Genomic DNA, 21,825 nt, shown 5'->3' on the forward strand with positions numbered 1-21,825 from the left:
TTCCGGGGCGGCCCGAAGGCGTCCGGGTGACCTTGGGGCTGTCCAGGTCACCTTCCGTTCACCGGCGGGAATTCGCCTCCCTTACTCTTGGCTCTTATGTCGCTCTACGCCGCCTACGCCGGCAACCTCGACGCGCGGCAGATGGCCCGCCGCGCCCCCCATTCACCCCTGCGCAGCACGGGGTGGCTCGACGGTTGGAGGCTCACCTTCGGCGGCGAGCAGCTCGGCTGGGAGGGCGCGCTCGCGACGCTGGTGGAGGACCCGCTCTCGCAGGTCTTCGTCGCCCTCTACGACGTGGCGCCCTTCGACGAGCCTTCGCTCGACCGGTGGGAGGGCGTTCCACTGGGGCTGTACCGGCAGACCCGGGTGAGGGTGCACACGCTCGACGGGGATGTGTCCGCCTGGACGTACGTCCTCAACGACTACGAGGGCGGCCTGCCCTCGGCCCGGTATCTCGGCTCGATCGCCGACGCCGCCGAGTCGGCGGGAGCGCCGCACGACTATGTGATGGAACTGCGCAAGCGTCCTTGCTGAGGCGCCCGAGGCGTCGCCGCCGAGCGGTCGCTTCAGGCTGTTCCGCCCCTGTTTCGCCGCCCGTCGGGCGGGCGGTTCCGTCTCGGCGCGCGGACCCTTCTACGCGCGTAGGCCGAGACCGGATAGGCTCGGCGCGTGAACGCCAACACCTCCTCCGCTGACGTGGACCTCAACTCCGACCCCTACTCCGCCGCCGACGCCGCCGCGGCGCGGCTGCGCGAGCTGACCGGGGCCGAATCCCACGACGTCGCCCTGGTCATGGGGTCCGGCTGGGTGCCCGCCGCCGACGCGCTCGGCGACCCGGAGTTCGAGCTTCCCGTGACCGAGCTCCCCGGTTTCCCGCCGCCCGCCGTCGTCGGCCACGCGGGAAAGATCCGCTCCCTGCGGATCGGGGGCAAGCGCGCCCTGGTCTTCCTCGGCCGCACCCACTTCTACGAGGGCCGCGGCGTGGGCGCGGTCGCCCACGGGGTGCGCACCGCGGTGGCCGCGGGCTGCAAGACGATCGTGCTGACCAACGGCTGCGGCGGCCTGCGCGGCACCTTCTCTCCGGGCCAGCCCGTCCTGATCAGCGACCACATCAACCTCACCGCGGCGTCGCCGATCCTCGGGGCGAACTTCGTCGATCTCACCGACCTGTACTCCCCGCGCCTGCGCGCGCTGTGCAAGGAGATCGACCCTTCGCTGGAGGAGGGCGTCTACGTCCAGTTCCGCGGCCCGCAGTACGAGACCCCGGCGGAGATCGCCATGGTCCGCGCCATCGGCGGCGACCTGGTCGGCATGTCCACCACGCTGGAGGCCATCGCCGCCCGCGAGGCGGGCGCCGAGGTGCTGGGCCTGTCCCTGGTCACCAACCTGGCGGCGGGTATGACGGGCGAGCCCCTGAACCACGAGGAGGTCCTCGAGGCCGGCCGCTCCTCGGCAACGAGGATGGGCGCCCTGCTGGCGCAGGTCATGGGCCGGATCTGAGACCCGGCCGCGGAGCCGGACCCGAAACGGGATCCCGACCGGATCCCGACCGGGGCCCGCAGCCACGCCCCGGACCTCGGGGCCCGAACCGGGACTCGGCCCAGGGGCGGAGCCGGATCCCGACCAGCGACCCGGCCCCGAAAGCGAGGCCCGGACCCGCACCCGGGACCCGGGCGGGCCACTCGGCCGGGAACCGGACCTGGCGCCCGTATGCGCAAGCCCGGACCGAAGCCCGGACCGGGGGGCCGGACCCTGGAGGCGGACCGGGCGGCCCGATCCGCGGATCCGTGGCCCGCTGCCGGATCCTGGACCTGCGCCCGGACGCGGGGGAGGCCCCGAGTCGCGTCCCGGATCCGGGACCGAGAGGCCGGGCCGCCGCGGCGCCGCGGGCGTGATCGAGGTCGCATCTCGGGCGGGTGCGGTGTAACGGGGCGTGAGCCGGATACCACTCAGGGATGGGCCCATCCCGCCCGGGGACTCTTCCGCCCCGAGCGGGGCAAAGAGAGGGTACGACCGGCGCCGAATCGCCGTGGACGACTCATACGGTCGCAGACGACATATACAGGAGAATTGACGTGGGAACCGACCTGGCACAGCGGGCGCAGGCCTGGCTGGCCGAGGACCCCGATCCCGACACCCGCGAGGAGCTGCGCGCTCTGCTCGACTCGGCGACGGGCGACGCCCCGGACGACGGGGCGGCGGCGGAGCTCGCCGACCGCTTCTCGGGGCTCCTCCAGTTCGGCACCGCGGGCCTTCGCGGTGAGCTGGGCGCCGGGCCGAACCGGATGAACCGCGCCGTCGTGATCCGCGCCGCGGCCGGCCTCGCCGCGTATCTGAGGAAGCAGGGGCACGGCAACGCCCTCGTGGTCGTCGGCTACGACGCGCGCCACAAGTCGGCCGACTTCGCCCTGGCCACCGCAGCCGTCATGGTGGGGGCGGGCCTGCGCGCGGCCGTGCTGCCCCGCGCCCTGCCGACGCCCGTGCTCGCCTACGCCGTCAACCACCTCGGCGCCGCGGCCGGGGTGACCGTGACCGCCAGCCACAACCCGCCGCGCGACAACGGCTACAAGGTCTACCTCGGCGACGGCTCGCAGATCGTTCCGCCCGCCGACGCGGAGATCGCCGCCGAGATCGAGGCGATCGGCTCCCTGCACGAGGTCCCGCTGGCGGACGAGGGCTGGGAGACGCTGGACGATGCGGCTCTCGACGCCTACTTGGACCGGGCCGCCCAGGTCGTGGACCCCGCCTCCCCGCGAGACGTCTCGGTCGTCTACACCCCGTTGCACGGGGTGGGCCGGGACGTGCTCACCGCCGCGTTCGAGCGAGCGGGCTTCCCCGCACCCACGGTCGTGGCCGAGCAGGCCGAGCCGGACCCGGATTTCCCCACGGTGGCGTTTCCGAACCCCGAGGAGCCGGGCGCGATGGACCTCGCGTTCCGCACCGCCGCCTCGGCCGCTCCCGATGTGGTCATCGCCAATGACCCGGACGCCGACCGCTGCGCCGTGGCGGTCCCCGACCCGGGCGCGGAGCACGGCTGGCGGATGCTGCGAGGTGACGAGGTCGGTGTGCTGCTCGCCGTGCACCTGGTGGGCAAGCACGCGCGGGGCACCTTCGCCACCACCATCGTCTCGTCGTCGCTGCTCGGCCGGATCGCCGAGGCGGCCGGGCTCGGGCACGCCGAGACGCTGACGGGGTTCAAATGGATCGCCCGCGTCCCCGGCCTGCGGTACGGCTACGAGGAGGCGCTCGGCTACTGCGTCGACCCCGAGGGCGTGCGCGACAAGGACGGCATCAGCGCCGCCCTGCTCGTCGCCGAGCTCGTCGCGGTCCTCAAGGGACAGGGCCGCACCCTCAGCGACCTGCTGGACGACATAGCGCTGGAGTTCGGTCTGCACGCCACCGACCAGCTCTCGGTCCGGGTGGACGACCTGTCCACGATCGGCAAGGCGATGGCCCGTCTGCGCGAGCAGCCGCCGACCGAGCTGGCCGCGCTGCGCGTCGTCTCCGCCGAGGATCTGACCCGGGGCTCCGGCGGTCTCCCGCCCACGGACGGACTTCGCTACACCCTCTCCCCCGGCGACGGCGGCCCCAAGGTCGAGTCGGCCCGCGTGGTGGTCCGGCCCAGCGGTACGGAGCCGAAGCTGAAGTGCTACCTGGAGGTCGTGGTCCCCGTCTCGACGGCCCGCACCCTGGCCCCCTCCCGCGCCGAGGCGTCGAAGGTCCTGGAGGCGATCACGGCGGACCTCTCCTCGGCGATGGGCCTCTAGAGCGACCTCCCGAGACCAGCCCCCGAGCCCGCCGTGGCCCCCGGCGCCGTTCGACGCTGTTGGTACCAACAGCGTCCTGTTCCGCCGGGGGTCACCGGCCACTCTTTTCGTCAGAACGCCAGCGGTCCCGGCGCCAGCTTCGACTTCGCCACGCACTTGATCTTGTAGCCGAGCACATTGGCGCTCAGCGACTGCCTCCCCACCCGCGAGTCGAGCAGATCGCCCGCCTTGATCGTCCCCTTCAGGGGGCCGGACCTCACGGGCTCACCGCGGGCGATGGTGGGGTTGTCCGCGCCCTCGAAGGTCACCGTGCCGCCGTCCGTGCGGGCGAGGGTGAGCCGTGTGCGCAGGACACCGCTGAACAGCGGCACGGGGGATTTGAAGTCGGGCAGCCGCACCTCGACGGTCGCGTCGGAGCCCTTCTTCGCCGCCGACAGCTTCACATCGCCGACCTGGTCGGCGCATTTGTAGGTGGCGGTGACGATGCCGGGGCGGACGGACTGACCGAGGTTCTCGGTGCGGGAGGAGAGGACGAAGGCGCCTACGAGCACGGCGGTGGCGGCGGCTGCGGTCCCGACTCGGGTCGTGGTGGTCAGCACGGCGGTCCTCCAGATCGGGCGAGACGCGGTAACGCGGCACGGGCAACGACTACTCGTTACGATGCGTCAACACTGGCGACCCTAGGGTCACCCGCGTCCGCCCGCGCGCCTGCCCACCCCAGGGAGTGACCCCCTCTCGTCCAGGTGCAGTCAGCCCGGAGGAAAGAGCGGTTCAGCCGATCAGCAGAAGAACGGCCAGCACGGCCGCGCCCGCGAGCGCCGGGCCGAGCACCTCGAACGCCCAGCGGACCGAGACCTCGCCCGAGGCGGTCTCGTTCTCCTTGTTCCGCTCGGCCAACTCCCTCAATTCGTCCACGGCCTGGTCCGACCACGCGCGCACCGGCTTGTGGACGGCGTCCGCGCTGTGGGCGGAGGCGGTGGAGCGGCTGAACGGGTCCTCGGCCGCGACCCGGCTCTGCCGCCTGGCAGCGCGCTTGCGCTGACGCAGCGAGACGGGGATCGCCCAGAGCTGGAACTTGCCGGCGTCCTCGGTGAGCACCTCCGCCGAGTACCCGGCCCGCACGGCCACCACGGCGGACCAGGGCAGGGTGATGGTGCGGAACGGATTGCGCACCACCAGCCGCTCCTCCCCCGCGAACACGGCCGGCCGGAAGGTGAAGGCGATCACCAGCGGGGCACCGAGCAGGAGCCCCGCGAGGGCCAGCCAGGGAGCCCGGCCCTCCCCGCGGTACACCGCGTCCCCCACGAGCCACGCGGCGAGCGCGAGCAGCAGGACGCCGCTGACGATCGCCGACGCGGAGCGGTAGGCGCGGGGCGCGTACTGGGGACGTTCGGTGGAGTTGCCGGGGGTCATGGACCAGATTGTGCCCGACGGCGGGTTGTCGGCCGATCGCCGCCCGGTTGCGGATCAGCATCGAGTCCCGCCGGGGCGGGGACGGTGCGTACGGCGGGGCGGGACGGGATGGGTGGGGGCGGGGACGGGGGAGGCGGGACGGCGGGGTGCGCTCAGCCGAAGCGCCCGTTGACGTAGTCGGCGGTCCTCGGGTCCTGGGGCCGTTCGAACATCGCCTCGGTCGGCCCGTGCTCCACGATCCCGCCGGGGGTGCCCTGCTCGGCCAGGAAGAAGGCGCAGTTGTCGGAGACGCGGGCCGCCTGCTGCATATTGTGCGTGACGATCACGATGGTCACGTCGGAGGAGAGCTCACCGATCGTCTGCTCGATCCGCCGGGTCGAGGTGGGGTCCAGCGCCGAGCAGGGCTCGTCCATCAGCAGGACCCTGGGCCGCACGGCCAGCGACCTCGCGATGCACAGACGCTGCTGCTGTCCGCCGGACAGCGCCCCGCCGGGCTGGCGCAGCCGGTCGCGGACCTCCTTCCACAGCCCGGCCTTGGTCAGGCACTCCTCGACGAGCATGTCCCGCTCGCCGCGGGAGGTACGGATCCCGTTCATCTTCAGTCCCGCCAGGACGTTGTCGTGGATGGACATCGACGGGAACGGGTTGGGCTTCTGGAAGACCATGCCGATCTGCCGCCGGGCGTGGGTGATGCGCCGCCCCCGGTCGTAGATGTCCTCGCCGTCGAGCAGGACCGCCCCGGCCATGGCGGCGGACGCGGTCAGTTCGTGCATCCGGTTCAGGACGCGCAGGAAGGTGGACTTGCCGCAGCCGGAGGGGCCGATCAGGGCGGTGACCCGATGCGCCGGCATCGTGAGGCAGACCTGGGCGAGCACCTGGTGGGTGCCGAACCAGGCGGAGACGGAGCGGGCCTCCAGCGTGGCTGGGCGCGCCCCGGACGGTGCCCCCGGGTGAGGCGGGGGCAGGACGGCGGTGGTCTCGGTCTCGGTGACGCTGGTCATCGGCTGGTCTCTTCTCGAAAGGAGTGCGGGGGGCCGCGGCGGCGGGGTCACAGCAGGTTGGGCAGCAGCCTGGTGGCGGCGCCGCAGACGGCGATCCCCAGTGCGGACAGCACCGGGAAGCCGACGATCCACGCCTGCCACTGGCCCCAGCGGCGGCGGGCCCAGACGACCGCGGCGACGGCGGCGAGCAGGAGCTGGCTCCACAGCGCCATGGGCAGCCAGGCGGAGCCGTCCCCGCCCAGCGGGCGTTCCGCCTCGGAGACCGCCCCCGGTGCCAGCGGCCGGGCCGGGCTCGGCTGCGCCGGGGTCACCAGGTCGGCGTCGACCCGCAGCACCCCGGAGGGTGTGTAAGGGGCGCCGGTGGCGGTGATCAGGGTGAGGCGGCCGTGTCCCGCGGTGAGCGGGGCCGGCACCGGGTCACCGGCACGCCGCACGGCGGTGACCCGGTAGACGTGTTTGCCCTGGCCGGTCGCCACCCGGATCTCCAGGCCGGTCTGGAGCCGGTCGATGTGGTTGAACGGACTGCCGTACCCCCACTGGCGGCCCATCACGACGCTGGTCCCGGCCTGCCCCGGCAGCGGGGTGTCCCTGCGGTGGCCGGGGCCGGAGACCAGGACCCCCGACGTGGTGCCCTCGAAGACGACCTCCCGCAGCCCCAGCGCGGGGATGCGCAGCACGGCGACGGGGGTGCCGGGGCGCAGCAGGTGGCCGTCGCTTCCGGTCTGTCCCACGGGCGCCGTGCCGAGCGCGAGTTGCTTGCGCAGTTCGGCGAAGCCGGTCTGCTGGTCGCGGGCGTGCTTGAGGTGGCCGACGACGGTGAGATTGGCGGCGAAGCCGAGGAGGAGCGCGGCCAGGATCGTCAGCGCGGCGCCGGGCACGGCGAACCGGGCGTCGGCGGCGGGTTCCGGCCGGAGGGCTCGGGGCGCCGCGTCGGACGCGGGCGCACCGGGACCGGCGGCCGTCCCGGGCGGCGGCGACAGGACCGTCACGTTTCGCTCCTTGGGGGTGGTGGGGCGGCGGGCACGGCGTCCGGCCGGGCACCCCGCGGGGGCCCGGCCGGACGGTCATCCGTGGTCGCGCGGCAAGGTCAGCTCTTGCCCTTGAGGATGGTGACGCCGCAGTTCGCGGCCTTGCCGAAGCCGAAGATGGTGATCTTCGGGCTGGTGACGTTCTTGCAGACCTGCGAGGTCTTGCCGACGAAACCGGCCTTGACGGACTTGACCGCGAGGCGCGAGGTCTTGACGACGTTGTAGACGTCGCGGGTGATGGGGAACTTCAGGTTGAGCGAGCCCTTCCAGACCGGCGTGTGGCCGTTGAGGGTCCCGAGCACGGCCTTGCCGCGGCGGTCCTTGACGTGGGTCTTCGCCGAGTTCGTCTGGGTGATGTACTGCGGGATGGAGAACGGCATGATGTCGCCGGCCTTGGTGAGGGCGCGGCCGTCGTGCTCCTGGACGGTTCCGTTGCGGTCGCTCACGCACTTCGGCAGGGAGCCCTCGGTCAGCCCCATTTCCTTCAGCCAGAACGAGCGGGTGCCCGAGCCGGCCTGCGGGATCAGCGGGTTGACGGTGACGCCGTTGAGCTTGCGGGTCACGCAGTTGTAGACCTTGACCAGCGTGGCCTTGGAGAGCTTCTTCGGCAGGGCGCTGTTGCCGCGCACCGCGAAGGTCACACCGTCCTTGGCGAACGGGATCCAGGTCAGGTCGGTGGTCGTGGTGTCGTTCGGACCGCGCGAGGAGCGGGCGAAGTCGATGCACTTGGTGTTCGCCGCGATGTCGTTGATCAGCGCGGTGATGCCGGCCGAGGAGCCGTTGGGCCGCGGGATGTTGCCGCAGCCGGTCTTGCGGGTCTTGATGGTGGGGCTGCCCACGGCGTTGTAGGAGGCGATGAGCTGGTTGTCGGGCTTCCCGTCGGGGTCGACGCTCAGCTTGCCCAGGGCGTTGACCACGTCCTGGGTGGTGTCGGAGCCGACGCCGGCGAGCTGCCGGTACTCGCCCGGGGCCGGGTCGGCCACGGCCGTGCTGCCCAGGGCCGAAAGGCCGAGCACCGCCGCGCCCGCGACGGCGATCGTCGCCCGACGAATGTATTTCACGCTCACTGTCTTTCCTCCGTGCTCGCGAATCAAATGTGTGGCGACGCGCTCGAAGATTCCGAATGCTCGATTCCGAATCCGCCCTGGCCCGTCGACCGGACACCCAGAAATATTCCCGGCGCCCGCCCCTGTCGCAAGCGAACTGTGCGAGGTGGAATGGTTAACGCCGCCTTTTGCGGCAGGCGTCAAGAATTTCCCCCGCGGGGGCGCGGCATTGGTGTTCGCTCACCGCTGCCCCTTCGACGCCGCTGTCCCTTCGACACCGGCTGTTCCTTCGACACCGGCTGTTCCTTCGACACCGGCTGTTCCTTCGACACCGGCTGTTCCTTCATCGCCACCGGCGAAGGGCCGCTCCCACCGCTTCCAGGGCGCCCCTGCGCATCAGCAGCGGGCCCAGCAGCGCACCGGCGCCGCCCAGCACGAGGACCGCGAGCAGGACCCAGCGCACCGCGCCGAGGGCCTGCTGGGGCGTGGAGGCGCCCGCCCTGGTGACACCGTCGGGCCCCGGCGACTTGCCGCCGCCATTGGGCGGCGGGGCGGACTGGCCGCCCTTGGGGGACGCCCCTCCCGCGCTGCCTCCCGCGGTCGATCCGGAGCCTCCGCCGGTCGAGCCGCTGCCCCCGCTCGCCCCGGCGGTCGTGCCGCCGGAGGCCCCGCCGCTGTTGCCCGCGTCGGCCACTCCGGCCTGGAGCCTGGCGGCCGCGCTCAGCGCCTGGCGCCGCAGCCGCTGCGGCAGCGGAGCGTATCCGGGCGGCAGCAGCCCCGGACCGATTCCGGGCACCTGGCCGTGTCCGACCGCGTACCGGACGAGATTCGCGTAGTCCTTGCGCGCCTTGGCGCTCAGCCCCGTGGATGCGGCCGCGTAGGCGATCTCGGTGAGCGGGTAGGCGCCCTCGGCGGTCCTGGCCGGGTCGAGTTCGAGCACGTCCCGGACCGCGCCGGGCTTCATGGCGGCCACGCCCTTCAGCAGTGCGGCGGGGGTCGGCGCCACCCACTGCCCGGCCCCGTTCTTCAGCTGCGCGGTGGGCAGGCCGTAGCGGGCCGCCGAGGCGGCGTCCACGAGGGCGAGCTGGAACCGCTTGCCCGGGGGCTGGAGCGAGCCGGTGAACTTCGGCGGGGTGCTGTTGGCGTCCCAGACATTGCGCTGGCCGGAGTCGCCCTTGCGGGCGTGCAGGGCGCCGTCGTGGAGCGAGTTGACGTAGGGGCGCAGATCGATCACGCCGTAGGTCACCGGGTCCGGGGGCGGGGTGGCATTGGCCTTGGACGGGTCGGCCTTCGGGAAGGTGTTGACCGCCGAGTCGTGGTCGAGGCGCAGTTCCTTGAAGAACGGGTTGAGCTTCGTCCCCCATGGGTCTTTTTTCCCGCCGAGGAATTCACGGGCCTCCCGGTCCGACTGGAGCCATTGCCAGAGCAGCCGGTAGGAGTCGGCGTCCCCCTGCGGCATGATGAGCCCCTGGGGAAATGAGCTGGGCGACCAGTTCTTGAATTTCGGATTCAGTTTCACGAATTCCGCGTCGGTGACCAGGCTTTCCGGGTTCCCCTTCATATGGGGCTGGGTGAGCCCGTCGGGGACGTCCCGCTGGTACGAGCTGGTGAGGAGCTTGGCGATCAGCCGGGGGTTGAGCCGCAGCCGCCGTACCAGTGCGCCCTCGGGGTCCTCGATGAAGAACGCCACTCCGAGCCCGGAGACCGCCACGGGGGCGTGCACCACCGGCTTGGCGCCCTCGGGCGCGGTGACGGGCGCGGAGGTGAACGCCAGCCCGGGCGAGCCCGGCAGCGGGTTGGCCACCTGCCCGCGCGCGAAGCCGTCACCGGACTGCTGGTAGCCGTAGGTCACCCTCCCCGAGGTGCACAGCGCGGGCTGCCAGGAGGTCATCGCGTCGGAGACCATCTCGGAGCCGAGGGTGGGGCGTTCCGCCTGCCCGATGGGGCAGTAGCGGCCGATCGGCAGGAACTCCAGCTTGACCGTCATGCGCTGCGCCCAGTTGGACGCCGACAGCGGGGAGGTCTGGAGACGGCCGTCGCTTCCCCTGCCGCCTCCCGGCTCGTGCTCGCCCCGCGGGACGATCACCAGCCAGCACGCCCTGGCCTTCGGGCGGGCCGCCTTGCCCTTCATGGCCTCGCCGCACCCGAGATGGGGGGACTCGACGCCGGTCTGTGCCTCGAAGACGGCGTCACCGGTGCCGTCCGCGCCCGTGCGGTCGTACGGCTGCTCGTTGGTGGTGAACTTGGTGAAGTACGTCTGGTCGGTCGGCGTCGTGGTGGGCTTGCCGCGCACCGGGCGGAACGGCACCCAGCCCGCGCCCTGGACGTCGTCGTACGTGTACTTCTTCTCCTTGGGGTCGTACTCGGAGGAGCCGGCAGGCATGCCGACCAGGTTGCTGCCGGAGAACTGGCCGCCGACCGCGTGGATCTCCGAGCCGCCGAACTGGCACTGCTCCCGCTCGGGGCCGGAGGCCTTGTCGCCCCAGCACTGCATGATCTGCAGGTAGTTGTGCTCGAAGTTGGTGCTGCTGGTGGGCCGGCCGCCGGTCCAGGTGATCCGGATGCCCTGGGCCCGCAGGTTCCTGGTCTGGTGGACCGTCACCTTCAGCTTGGAGAAGTCGTCGTAGCGGCCCTTGCGGCCGGTGACGGTCACGGCCGAGTCCTCGCCGCCGCCCGCCGCACTGGCCTGCCCCGCGCCACCGGGCGGGGGCAGGACCACCAGGCCGACGGCCGCCAGCAGGGCGGCCACCGCGCAGATCAGCCGGGGCCTACGCACCGTCTCCACCTCTCCTGTCGCGGCCGTCACGTCCGTCCCGGCCGCCCAGGGCCCGGCCCAGCAGCGGCGGGGTCACGACCACACCGATGAGCAGGGCCGCGGACAGCAGCATCAGCAGGGTGCGCATGCTCCACGTCGACTCGGGTCCCAGCTCCACGTTGGTGGCCGCGATCTGCTCGCCGCCGGTCGCCCCCGCGGCCGTGGCGTTCTGTCCGGTGTCGGGGTCGATGCCCCCGGCGCCGCCCGCTCCCGCGCTCCCCGAGGCGCCGCCCTGCGCTGCGTCGGACCCCGCGGAGCCCGACGAGCCGCCCGCCCCCGAGGCTCCCGCCGCGCCGCCCGCCCCGGCGGTGCCGCCGCCGGAGGTCTGCGCTCCCGGCTTCACCGGGGTCGGCTTGCCGTGCGCGCCCGCGGTGCCCATGGAGCACTGCTTGGGGCCCTTGCGGTCGCAGTCCTTGGGAAAGGGGGCGTTCTTGGCCAGGGTGTTGCTGCCGTCCGAGGAGAAGGTCGGGTTGTGGCAGCTCTTGATGTCGATGTTGCGCACATCCACACCCGGCACCCTGCGCACCTGCTTGAGCCCGGCCTTGACCAGGTTGATCGGCAGGGGCGAGTACCCGAGCGACTGCGCCTGCTGCTGTCCCTCGCACAGGAAGTAGTAGGAGAAGGCCCCGAGGGTGCGGCCCTTGTCCTTGGTGAGCGGCCGCTCCAGCTTGGTCGGCAGGATCATGTAGCTGTAGCTGGAGAGCGGATAGGTGCGCCGGTCGGGGTTGTGGTAGACGCCGTCGAGGATCTGGGTGAGGTAGGCCGGCGAGTGCTGGTCGGTGTTGATCCGTGCCTTGAGCAGCCCCACGGCGACGGAGGTCGCGGTCGGCTCCACGTAGTAGTTGCTCTTGTTGAGCACCTTGGCGACGGGGAAGCCGGTGGACAGCGCGTAGGAGTACTCGACGTAGGTGATGGCGCCCTCGGCGTAGCCCTGGCGCACGTAGCCGGAGACTCCCAGGGAGCCGGACTGGGCGATGAAGCCGGAGCCGGGCACGACGGGGAAGTAGGAGGTCACACCGCAGGGGGTGGGCTTGTTGGCGCGGCGGCAGTAGTCGTTCCACGCGGCGCCGTGCTCCTTGGACATCCACGTGCTGAACTGCGCGGTGGTGCCGGAGCCGTCGGAGCGGACGACGGGCACGACCTTGCGGGCCGGCAGGTCGAGTCCGGGGTTGTCGGCCTTGACCGCGGGGTCGTTCCAGCGGGTGATCCTTCCCGTGAAGATCTTGGTGAGGACGTCGCCGGACAGGCGGAGGTTGGTGACGCGCCGTCCGCCGATCTTGAGGTTGTACATGAACGAGGTGCCGCCCGCGACGATCGGCATGTACGCGTAGCCGCGCTTGGGCGGGTAGTCGGTGCGGCCGAACTCGGTGAGCCCGTAGGGCACCTCGGAGACGGCGAAGTCCACGGTGCCGCTGCGGAACTGCTCGCGGCCGTCGGAGGAGCCGGTGCCCGCGTAGTTGACGGTCATGCCGTACTGGGTGACATTGCGGCGCCACTGGTCGAGCGCGTTCTGGCTCCACGTGGAACCGGCCCCGGAGATACGGGCGTACGTCGCGGCGGAGGCGGTCTGGGGGTTGCCGCCGAGCAGGGCGGTCAGGACGAGGACGAGGGCGGCCGCCAGGGCCGGCACGCGCGCCCATGCCGGTCGGCCGAAGGCGCGCCGGCGCCGGGGCGCGGCGCCGCTCGGTGGGAGGGGTGCGGATGTCACGGCGTACTCCTCGTGGATTCCTCGGTGGGGCGTCCGGCCGCCGCCGGACGCGGGCGGGACTCGATGCGGCGAAGGTCTTCGGCGGAGGCCAGCGCCCTGCGGCGCCGGCCGCGCCGGGTCACATGGCCCGGTCCGCGGCCGCCGACGACGCGGGCGACGATGAACAGCAGAAGGACCAGCGCCATGAGCGTCGCCGCGGTCCCGAAGCCGCGCACGATCATGGTGTGCTCGGGCGACTTGACGAACTCGAAGGTGGCCAGCGGCAGGGAGACCATCGGCCCTGAGCCGGGGTCGAGATTGGTGACGGCGGTGAACCCGGCGGTCAGCAGCACCGGGGAGGTCTCGCCGACGCCGCGGGCGGTGCCCAGGATCACGGCCGTGGTCAGACCCGAGCGGGCGGTGGGCAGCACGACGTGCCACACGGCCCGCCAGCGGGGGGCGCCGAGGGCGTAGGAGGCCTCCCTCAGCGTGCCGGGCACCAGCCTGATCACCACGTCGGCGGCCCGGATGACGATCGGCAGCATCATCACCGAGATGGCGAGGGATGCGGCCAGGCCGGACTTGTCCACGCCGATGGCCAGGATGACGGTGGCGAAGACGAACAGACCGGCGACGATGGACGGCAGCGCGGTCATGGCCTCGACGATGGTGCGCACGAAGCGGCCGTAGCGGCCGGGCACCTCGTTGAGGAAGACCGCGCAGACCAGCCCGGTGGGCACGGTGATGAGCAGGGCGAGGCCGATCTGGACGAGCGTCCCGAGGACGGCGTGGCGGATGCCGCCGACGGTCAGCGGGTCCAGGGGACCGGCCTTGGCCATGTCCTGGGTGAAGAAGTTCAGATGCGGTAGCGCGGTGCGCCCCTCCCAGAGGGTGTACACCACGACGAAGACGAGGGCGGTGAGCATCAGAGCGGCCATGCTGTGCACCCCGACGGAGACGATCCGGTCCCGGACGGCGGGCCCGTCCTCGTCGAAGGAGACCAGGAGCGCGTAGAACGCGAGGAAGAGCACATAGCCCACGACGACGAACCCGAGCCCCCCGGAGAACCCGGTGAGCTGGGTGAACAGCAACGCGGTGGTGCTCAGGGAGGCGACGCCCGCCCCGACGACGGCGTAGGCGTCGGTGGCCCGCACGGTGGAGGTGGCCCGCCGAGCCGTGGCGGACTGGGCGTGCGCCTGCGCCTGCGCGATGCGGGGCACCACAACGGTGGTGGTGGGCCGCATCGGCTGGGGATCGGCTCCGGCCCTGGTCACCGGGACCGTCGCGGATTCGTTCGCGGTCACGGCTCCGAGCCGGCTCGCCCGCTGCGGATGCGCCGAGGCCTCGAGGTGCGATGCGGCGTCGGGACCCGGCGTCGCGCCGGCGTCCTTCGTCAGGTGGGGCATGCGGCCCGTGTCCCCGTTCATGAGTCGCTGGTGGCGCCGGAGCGGCTGCGGGCCACGATGGAGGACGCGACGAAGTTCACGACCAGCGTCATCAGGAAGAGCGCGAGGCCCGCCGCCATCAGGGCCGACATGCCGAACTTGCTCGCCTCGCCGTAGCGCAGCGCGATCAGCGAGGACACCGAGCTCGTGCCGCTCTGCAGGATGTGCGGCTGGATCACGAACACCGGGGAGATCACCAGGTAGACGCCGATCGTCTCCCCGAGTGCCCGCCCCAGGCCGAGCATGGTGCCGCCGATCATGCCGCCCTTGCCGAACGGCAGGACCACCGAGCGCACCATGCCCCACCGCGTGGCGCCGAGCGCGTAGGCGCCCTCGCGCTCCCCCACCGGCGTCTGCGAGAAGACCTCCCGCACCACCGAGCAGATGATGGGCGCCACCATCATGGCCACCACGATCCCGGCGATGAACGTGGACGCCGTGTAGACCGTCTCGGTCGCCAGCGGGTCCCTGGGGTCGGCGCCATCGACCTTGAACGGCGGCAGCCACCCGAAGTACGTCGACAGCCACCGGGCCAGCCCGATCACCTTGCCCTGGAGGAAGAACAGCCCCCACAGCCCGTAGACCACCGAGGGCACGGCCGCCATCAGGTCGACCAGGCTCACCAGCGTCCGGCGGATCCTCGGCGGGGCGTACTCGACGATGTACAGGGCGGTCCCGATCGCCAGCGGCACGGCGATGCAGACGGCCACGGAGGCGATCAGCACCGTCCCGGTGAGCACCGCGGCGATCCCGAAGTTCCCGGTGTCCGGCTCCCACGCCGCCGTGGTCAGGAACGAGGCCCCGGCCGAGCGCAGCGCCTGCCACGCCCGGTAGAGCAGGAACCCGCCGACCAGCGACATGATCGCCAGCACGGCCGCGCCGCCCGCCCGGAGCCCTCCCCTGAACAACCGGTCGGCGGGCCCGGAGTCGGCGTAAAGCCGCCTGGGCACCTCACCGACGCCGGAGGCCACCGCCGTGCCACCGCCCGGCGCACGCGACAAGGTCGCGCGCAGACGGTCGCGGACACTGCTCACGCTCGGATCCCTCCCCCATGTCCGGCAGGCAGCACCGGGCACGGCACCCGCCGAAACGTCCGCGGGCGCGGCCGATCGGCGCGGCCGTGCGCGCGGGCTCTCCGGTGATGTCCGGGCGGGTTCCCACCCGGTGATGTCCTGGGCAGAGTCGCGGCGGTGGACCTACGCACGCCGACCGGAAGGTGAACGACGTGTGCCCGCGGGGCAACTTCGGTCGCGCCCGCGGGGCAACGCCGGTCGGGCCCCGCGCCGTCAGACGATGGAGTCCGGGTCGAACTCGCTCAACAGCACCTGGAACCGCTCGAAGGCCGCCCGGCAGGTCGAGTGCCGTTCATAGGCACGGGAGGAGACGGCCCTCAACTGCCCCTGGCTGCCGCGGGCCCCCCAGACCCAGCCGCCGCCGCGGACGGTGGAGTGGAGCACCGCCACGGTCAGGTGCTCGGCCTCGGCGCGGGTGCCCGCGAACGCGTCCCGGCAGGCGTCGAACTCGGCGAAGGAGGTCGCGGAGACGGCAACCACCCGGCCGTTCTGCGCGGTCAGCCGCCACTGGTACGCGCCGTTGGGCAGCCGGTCGATCCGGTACCTGGTTCTGGGCACTTCATCACTGCTGATCATGTACATGTCCCACCCCTGCGGATCCGCACCCCCGCGGTGCGCGCACACCGCGAGCGCCACCCGCTCCCCGGCAGGGGAAATGTAGAGGCCGCCGGGCCGCAGGACAGCGGTGCGGAGCTTTGGTGAAGACGCTTTCGGGAAACGTCCTCACGCCGTTCAGCCGCCGTTGTCCTCCCGTCCCCCGAGCGGCGCCGCCCCGCCTGCGACGGCCGCGCGGGCCCGGCCAAGGTTCACACCTCGACAACCCAGTGGTCCACCGGCCCGTCACCGCCTGCGTGAAGCCGCCGTCAGGCGGGCTGCCACAACTCGACCCGATTGCCCTCGGGATCGGTGACCCAGCCGAATCGACCGACACCCTCCATGTCCTGCGTTTCCTCGGCCACGTCCGCTCCCTTGGCACGCAATTGCGCGAGCATCGCATCCAGGTCGCGGACCCGGAAGTTGAGCATGCTTTGCTGGGCGCGGGACCCGAAGTAGTCGGTCTCGGACTCGAATGCCGCGAACACCGTCGGCCCGGCTCCCTGACGCCACAGGCCGTGCTCATCGGAGTCCAGGCCCAGGCAGTCGCGATACCAGGCGCTCAGGGCCGCCGGGTCGGCGGCCCGCATGAAGTACCCACCGATTCCAAGCACACGTTCCATGCCGCAATCCTGCCAGGACGGCGATCGGGCGGGCCGGCACCACACCATCGCCGCTTCACCCCCGCCTCGTCGAGTCATAAGCCTCTCCTTCCGGAGGCGGGGTTCCCGGGCCCCCGGCGGCCCGGCCCTCCCCGACGCCTGCGGCTCCCCCGATTCCGGCCCCCGGCGGCCGGGGCACCACCGGTCCGGGGCACCATGGGATGCGGGTTCCGGGTTCCCCCCGGGGGTCCCAGGGGACTCTGGGGGGAGACATTAGCTACGCGTGTAGATATGCTGAGCTGGTGACCATGCCCACTGTTCCCGCATACAGCTCCGGCGCCGCGGTCCGGCTGGCGGAGATGGCCGACGTGACCGGCTCCGACAGCGCGCTGCGCCGCTTCCTCCACGGGCTGCCAGGCGTCGACGCGGTCGGTATCGAGGCCCGCGCCGCGACCCTCGGCACCCGTTCGATCAAGACCACGGCGAAGGCCTATGCCATCGACCTGGCGATCTCCATGATCGACCTGACAACGCTCGAAGGCGCGGACACCCCTGGCAAGGTCCGGGCGCTGTGCGCCAAGGGCATCAGCCCGGACCCGACCGACGCCACGACCCCCAAGGTCGCCGCGATCTGTGTCTACCCGGACATGGTCCCCGTCGCGAAGGCGGCCCTGGGCGCCTCCGGGATCAAGGTCGCCTCCGTCGCCACCGCCTTCCCCTCCGGCCGCGCCGGGATGCCGGTGAAGCTCGCGGACACGGCCGAGGCCGTCGCCGCCGGCGCCGACGAGATCGACATGGTGATCGACCGGGGCGCCTTCCTGTCCGGCCGCTACCTCGAGGTCTTCGAGGAGATCAAGGCCGTCAAGGCGGCCTGCCACCGCGAGCCCGGCCCGGACGGGACCGGCGGGCCCGCCCATCTGAAGGTCATCTTCGAGACCGGTGAGCTGTCGACCTACGACAATGTGCGCCGCGCCTCCTGGCTGGCGATGCTGGCCGGTGCCGACTTCATCAAGACCTCCACCGGCAAGGTCGCGGTCAACGCCACCCCGCCGGTCACCCTCCTCATGCTCGAGGCCGTGCGTGACTTCCACGCGACGACCGGAGTACAAGTGGGAGTGAAGCCCGCGGGCGGCATCCGCACCACCAAGGACGCGATCAAGTACCTGGTGATGGTGAACGAGACCCTTGGGGATCGGTGGCTGTCGGCCGACTGGTTCCGCTTCGGCGCCTCCAGCCTCCTCAACGACCTGCTGATGCAGCGGCACAAGCTGAGCACCGGCCGCTACTCCGGTCCCGACTACGTGACGGTGGACTGACACGCCATGGCCATGGACAAGCAGACATTCGAGTACGCACCCGCACCCGAGTCCCGCGCGGTGGTGGACATCGCCCCGGCCTACGGGCTCTACATCGACGGCGAGTTCACCGACGCCGCCGACGGCAAGGTCTTCAAGACCATCAGCCCCGCCTCGGAGGAGGTGCTCTCCGAGGTCGCCCAGGCCGGGCCCGAGGACGTGGACCGGGCGGTGAAGGCCGCGCGCAAGGCCTTCGAGAAGTGGTCGGCGCTGCCGGGTTCCGAGCGCGCCAAGTACCTGTTCCGTATCGCCCGCATCCTCCAGGAGCGCTCGCGTGAGCTGGCGGTGCTGGAGTCGCTCGACAACGGCAAGCCGATCCGGGAGTCGCGCGACTTCGACCTGCCGACGGCCGCGGCGCACTTCTTCTACTACGCGGGCTGGGCGGACAAGCTCCAGTACGCGGGCTTCGGCCCGGCCCCCCGGCCGATCGGTGCGGCCGGTCAGGTCATCCCGTGGAACTTCCCGCTGATGATGCTCGCGTGGAAGATCGCCCCGGCGCTGGCCACGGGCAACACGGTGGTGCTCAAGCCCGCCGAGACCACCCCGCTGTCGGCCCTGTTCTTCGCGGACATCTGCCGCCAGGCCGGGCTGCCCAAGGGAGTCGTCAACATCCTGACCGGTGACGGCTCGACCGGCGCCGAGCTCGTCTCGCACCCGGGTGTGGACAAGGTCGCGTTCACCGGCTCCACCGAGGTCGGCAAGGCCATCGCCCGCGCTGTCGCGGGCACCGGGAAGAAGCTGTCCCTGGAGCTGGGCGGCAAGGCGGCCAACATCGTCTTCGACGACGCCCCCGTCGACCAGGCCGTCGAGGGCATCGTCAACGGCATCTTCTTCAACCAGGGCCACGTCTGCTGCGCGGGCTCGCGCCTGCTGGTCCAGGAGTCGGTGGCCGACGAGGTGCTGGACTCGCTCAAGAGGCGCATGTCCACCCTCCGCGTGGGCGACCCGCTGGACAAGAACACCGACATCGGCGCCATCAACTCCGCCGAACAGCTCGGCCGCATCCGCGCGCTCACCGAGGCCGGAGAAGCCGAGGGCGCCGACCGCTGGTCGCCGGAGTGCGAACTGCCGTCGAACGGCTTCTGGTTCCGCCCGACTGTGTTCACCGGGGTCACCCAGGCCCACCGGATCGCCCGTGAGGAGATCTTCGGCCCTGTGCTGTCCGTGCTCACCTTCCGCACTCCGGCCGAGGCGGTCGAGAAGGCCAACAACACCCCCTACGGGCTCTCGGCGGGCATCTGGACCGAGAAGGGCTCCCGCATCCTGTGGACGGCCGACAAGCTGCGCGCGGGCGTGGTGTGGGCCAACACGTTCAACAAGTTCGACCCCTCCTCGCCGTTCGGCGGCTACAAGGAGTCGGGCTACGGCCGCGAGGGGGGCCGCCACGGTCTGGAGGCATACCTCGCCACAGCGGCCGAGCCGTCGAACGAGCGCAGCGAGCGAGAGAGTGAGCGCGACCGATGAAAGCCGGAGCGGCCGAGCCGTCGAACGAGCGCAGCGAGCGAGAGGGTGAGCGCGACCGATGAAACAAGCTGAGCGCTTGAACGTCTACAAGACCTACAAGCTGTTCGTCGGGGGGAAGTTCCCCCGGTCCGAGAGCGGACGGGTGTACGAGGTGACCGACAGCAAGGGCAACTGGCTCGCCAACGCACCCCTGTCCTCCCGCAAGGACGCCCGTGACGCCGTCGTGGCGGCGCGCAAGGCGTTCGGCGGCTGGTCGGGCACCACGGCGTACAACCGCGGTCAGATCCTCTACCGCGTCGCCGAGATGCTGGAGGGCCGCCGGGACCAGTTCACCGCCGAGGTCGCCGCGGGCGAGGGGCTGTCCAAGTCGAAGGCCGCCGCCCAGGTGGACGCGGCCGTCGACCGCTGGGTCTGGTACGCGGGCTGGTCCGACAAGGTCGCCCAGATCGCCGGCTCCGCCAACCCGGTCGCGGGCCCGTACTTCAATCTCTCCGTGCCCGAGCCGACCGGTGTCGTCGCCGTGCTGGCGCCGCAGGAGTCCTCGTTCCTCGGGCTGGTCTCGGTGATCGCCCCGGTGATCGTCACCGGCAACACCGTGGTGGTCCTCACCTCGGAGAAGTCCCCGCTCCCGGCGCTGTCGCTGGGCGAGGTGCTGGCCACCTCCGACGTTCCCGGCGGAGTGGTCAACATCCTGTCGGGCAAGGTCTCCGAGGTCGCCCCGCACCTCGCGGCGCACATGGACGTCAACGCGATCGACCTCGCCGGGGCGGACGCCGAGGAGTCGGCGCGGCTCCAGGTCGCCGCCGCCGACAACCTCAAACGGGTCCTGCGGCCGTCCGCCACCGACTGGACCGCGGAGCCCGGCACGGACCGCCTGCTGGCGTTCCTGGAGACCAAGACGGTCTGGCACCCGATCGGCGTCTGACCGGTCGGCGTCCTCGGCGTCCTCGGCGTCCGGCAGAACGGCGGCCGAACCGGCGGCCGAACCGGCGGCCGCGCGGACGATTGCGCGGCATCCGCCCAGATTCCCGCAGAAGGCACCTCCCGTGGAGCAACCAGGCTTCCGCGGGAGGTGTCTTCATAGGTCGGGACAGGTCGGGGACGGGGAGGAGAGGGACGATGCCCGAAGGGGCCGGGGGCCGAGTGGCGTACCGCGCGCTCGCCGAGGCCGCACGCCGTCTCGCCGTACCGCCCGCGACCGGCCCTTCCGAGCCGGAGGCGGACATCCGCACCTCGCCGTGGTGGCGGGTGCGGACGCTGCGCCGCCTCACCCTGCGCGGAGGGCTGTCGGTGGGCGGGCTGCTGGCATTAGCCTTCGTCGCCGTCAACACCTTCCCCTGGTGGGCCGACGCGGTCGCCGTCGGCCGGGGCCCCACCGCCGTCGCCAGGGCGAGGGTCGGGGAGGTCGACGGGGTGGTGCTGCCCTGGGTACTGCCCGACAACGTCGCGGTCACCTTCCGCACCGCGCGCGGCCGCACCGTCCACACGGCCGTGGCGCACGCCGGGAACAGGCCGCACCGGGGCGAGACCCTGAAGGTCGAGTACGCGACCGACTCCCCCTCGCATGCCTCGGCCCTGGGCAACGAGGGGCTTCCCTGGGGGGTCGCCGCCGGCGCGGCGCTGTGCGCGCTCTGCCTGACGAGGGTCGTCTGGCGTGCAGTCGCCGCCGGCCGCACGGCCAACGCCCTGGTACGGGCGGCGCGTTCACCCGAGGCCCAGCCCGTCCGGTATGTCCTGCTGACGGACCCCGTGGACGGCTGGGGGTGGCTGCTGGTCTTCCCCGTGCTGGGCGGCGAGGGCGACCGGCCGAGCCATCTCGTGCCGGTGCGGACGGGAACGCCCGCGCCGTCCGCCGCCTGCCTCGATTCGGCCGAAGCCACCACGTCCGCCACCGCCGCCGAGGCCTCGGCGGCCGGGAGAGCGTTCGAGGCCGTCGGGACGGCGGACCTGCGGGGGGAGTTCCACGACGGACGCACGGTCGTGCCGTGGCTGGATGGGCGTCCGGCGTGGCCGCTGGGCCCGTTGGAGTCCTTCGGGCCGGAGGACGAGGACTTCGTGCTGAGTCTGGTCTCCGGCAACCCGGGCGAGCGGCCCCAGCCGGCGGCCTGACGTCCGGTCCGGGGGGCGGTGTCAGCCCGGCAGGACGCCCGCCACGGGACCGGCGATCGGAAGCGTGGACAGGGAGTTGCGCGTGGCCAGCGGCTTGGTGGCGGCGGCCGTGCTCACCGGCGCGAAGTCGGCTGCCTGGGTGCCCACCGAGTTGTCCAGCGGGTCCACGCCGGTCTGCGCGAGGGGGTTGATGTTCATCGACTTGACCGGCTTCAGGGCCGCGGGAGCGCCCTGCTGAAGTCCGGTCAGCGCCGCGCCGACGTCGGGCCGGGTGACACCGCCCGGGTCGGGAAGTCCCGGAAGTCCCGCGGAGGAGGCGGGCGCGGCCGACGCCGCTCCGACTCCGGCGGCGAGCGCCGCGCCCGCCGAGGAGACGGCGACGGCGAGACGGAGCACCGGGCGCGAGGAGAGGGGCGAACGGGAACG

At 72.2% G+C, this 21,825-nt stretch carries 19 protein-coding genes; 7 read left to right on the forward strand and 12 right to left on the reverse strand.

Going from position 1 to position 21,825, the window contains the following annotated elements:
- Nucleotides 1-96: 96 nt before the first annotated feature.
- The 3 genes from IEY86_RS05735 (at nt 97) to IEY86_RS05745 (ending at nt 3,767) form a co-directional block, all read left to right on the forward strand.
- Nucleotides 97-534, forward strand: a complete 438-nt coding sequence (locus IEY86_RS05735; protein WP_189130424.1) for a gamma-glutamylcyclotransferase family protein — start codon at nt 97-99, stop codon at nt 532-534.
- 135 nt (nt 535-669) lie between these two features.
- The gene (locus IEY86_RS05740; protein WP_229698179.1) at nt 670-1,500 is read left to right on the forward strand and encodes a purine-nucleoside phosphorylase; all 831 of its coding nucleotides are present in this window, start codon (nt 670-672) and stop codon (nt 1,498-1,500) included.
- Nucleotides 1,501-2,075: 575 nt separating this feature from the next.
- Nucleotides 2,076-3,767: a phospho-sugar mutase gene (locus tag IEY86_RS05745; protein ID WP_189130425.1), complete on the forward strand. Its 1,692-nt coding sequence runs from the start codon at nt 2,076-2,078 to the stop codon at nt 3,765-3,767.
- Between the two features lie 110 nt (nt 3,768-3,877).
- Here the strand turns inward: IEY86_RS05745 and IEY86_RS05750 are convergent, their stop codons facing one another.
- The 11 genes from IEY86_RS05750 to IEY86_RS05800 form a co-directional block, all read right to left on the reverse strand.
- A complete protein-coding gene (locus IEY86_RS05750) occupies nt 3,878-4,366 on the reverse strand; it encodes a hypothetical protein (protein WP_189130426.1) in 489 nt (162 codons plus the stop codon).
- A gap of 172 nt (nt 4,367-4,538) precedes the next feature.
- A complete protein-coding gene (locus IEY86_RS05755; protein WP_189130427.1) occupies nt 4,539-5,180 on the reverse strand; it encodes a PH domain-containing protein in 642 nt (213 codons plus the stop codon).
- A 152-nt stretch (nt 5,181-5,332) separates the two neighbouring features.
- A complete protein-coding gene (locus tag IEY86_RS05760) occupies nt 5,333-6,181 on the reverse strand; it encodes a phosphate ABC transporter ATP-binding protein (protein WP_189130428.1) in 849 nt (282 codons plus the stop codon).
- A gap of 47 nt (nt 6,182-6,228) precedes the next feature.
- Nucleotides 6,229-7,170 carry a sortase gene (locus IEY86_RS05765; RefSeq protein WP_189130429.1) on the reverse strand — a complete coding sequence of 314 codons (942 nt, stop codon included), beginning with the start codon at nt 7,168-7,170 and terminating at the stop codon, nt 6,229-6,231.
- A 98-nt stretch (nt 7,171-7,268) separates the two neighbouring features.
- The gene (locus IEY86_RS05770) at nt 7,269-8,270 is read right to left on the reverse strand and encodes a substrate-binding domain-containing protein (RefSeq protein WP_189130430.1); all 1,002 of its coding nucleotides are present in this window, start codon (nt 8,268-8,270) and stop codon (nt 7,269-7,271) included.
- Between the two features lie 328 nt (nt 8,271-8,598).
- Nucleotides 8,599-11,031, reverse strand: a complete 2,433-nt coding sequence (locus tag IEY86_RS05775; protein WP_189130431.1) for a hypothetical protein — start codon at nt 11,029-11,031, stop codon at nt 8,599-8,601.
- The gene (locus tag IEY86_RS05780) at nt 11,024-12,778 is read right to left on the reverse strand and encodes a phosphate ABC transporter substrate-binding protein PstS (RefSeq protein ID WP_265803793.1); all 1,755 of its coding nucleotides are present in this window, start codon (nt 12,776-12,778) and stop codon (nt 11,024-11,026) included. The genes IEY86_RS05775 and IEY86_RS05780 overlap by 8 nt, the downstream gene beginning before the upstream one ends.
- On the reverse strand, nt 12,775-14,184 hold the full coding sequence (gene pstA / locus IEY86_RS05785) for a phosphate ABC transporter permease PstA (RefSeq protein WP_229698180.1): 1,410 nt from the start codon (nt 14,182-14,184) through the stop codon (nt 12,775-12,777). Before pstA ends, IEY86_RS05780 begins: the two co-directional genes overlap by 4 nt.
- A complete protein-coding gene (pstC, locus tag IEY86_RS05790; RefSeq protein WP_229698181.1) occupies nt 14,181-15,236 on the reverse strand; it encodes a phosphate ABC transporter permease subunit PstC in 1,056 nt (351 codons plus the stop codon). Before pstC ends, pstA begins: the two co-directional genes overlap by 4 nt.
- Before the next feature lie 252 nt (nt 15,237-15,488).
- Nucleotides 15,489-15,851 carry a hypothetical protein gene (locus tag IEY86_RS05795; RefSeq protein ID WP_189130432.1) on the reverse strand — a complete coding sequence of 121 codons (363 nt, stop codon included), beginning with the start codon at nt 15,849-15,851 and terminating at the stop codon, nt 15,489-15,491.
- Nucleotides 15,852-16,138: 287 nt separating this feature from the next.
- Nucleotides 16,139-16,492 carry a VOC family protein gene (locus tag IEY86_RS05800; RefSeq protein WP_189130433.1) on the reverse strand — a complete coding sequence of 118 codons (354 nt, stop codon included), beginning with the start codon at nt 16,490-16,492 and terminating at the stop codon, nt 16,139-16,141.
- Nucleotides 16,493-16,779: 287 nt separating this feature from the next.
- On the opposite strand from IEY86_RS05800, the gene deoC reads away from it, so the two are divergent.
- From deoC to IEY86_RS05820, 4 genes are all read left to right on the forward strand, one after another.
- On the forward strand, nt 16,780-17,787 hold the full coding sequence (deoC, locus tag IEY86_RS05805) for a deoxyribose-phosphate aldolase (protein ID WP_189130617.1): 1,008 nt from the start codon (nt 16,780-16,782) through the stop codon (nt 17,785-17,787).
- A gap of 12 nt (nt 17,788-17,799) precedes the next feature.
- Nucleotides 17,800-19,290 (forward strand): aldehyde dehydrogenase family protein, encoded by a 1,491-nt coding sequence (locus tag IEY86_RS05810; RefSeq protein WP_189130434.1) that lies wholly within the window; start codon nt 17,800-17,802, stop codon nt 19,288-19,290.
- Nucleotides 19,291-19,348: 58 nt separating this feature from the next.
- On the forward strand, nt 19,349-20,215 hold the full coding sequence (locus IEY86_RS05815) for an aldehyde dehydrogenase family protein (RefSeq protein ID WP_189130435.1): 867 nt from the start codon (nt 19,349-19,351) through the stop codon (nt 20,213-20,215).
- A gap of 194 nt (nt 20,216-20,409) precedes the next feature.
- A complete protein-coding gene (locus IEY86_RS05820; RefSeq protein WP_189130436.1) occupies nt 20,410-21,399 on the forward strand; it encodes a hypothetical protein in 990 nt (329 codons plus the stop codon).
- Between the two features lie 21 nt (nt 21,400-21,420).
- Here the strand turns inward: IEY86_RS05820 and IEY86_RS05825 are convergent, their stop codons facing one another.
- Entirely contained in the window at nt 21,421-21,795 is a 375-nt protein-coding gene (locus tag IEY86_RS05825; protein ID WP_229698182.1) for a hypothetical protein, read from the reverse strand.
- Nucleotides 21,796-21,825: the final 30 nt, after the last annotated feature.

Source organism: Wenjunlia tyrosinilytica (assembly GCF_014646055.1).
GTDB lineage: Bacteria > Actinomycetota > Actinomycetes > Streptomycetales > Streptomycetaceae > Wenjunlia > Wenjunlia tyrosinilytica.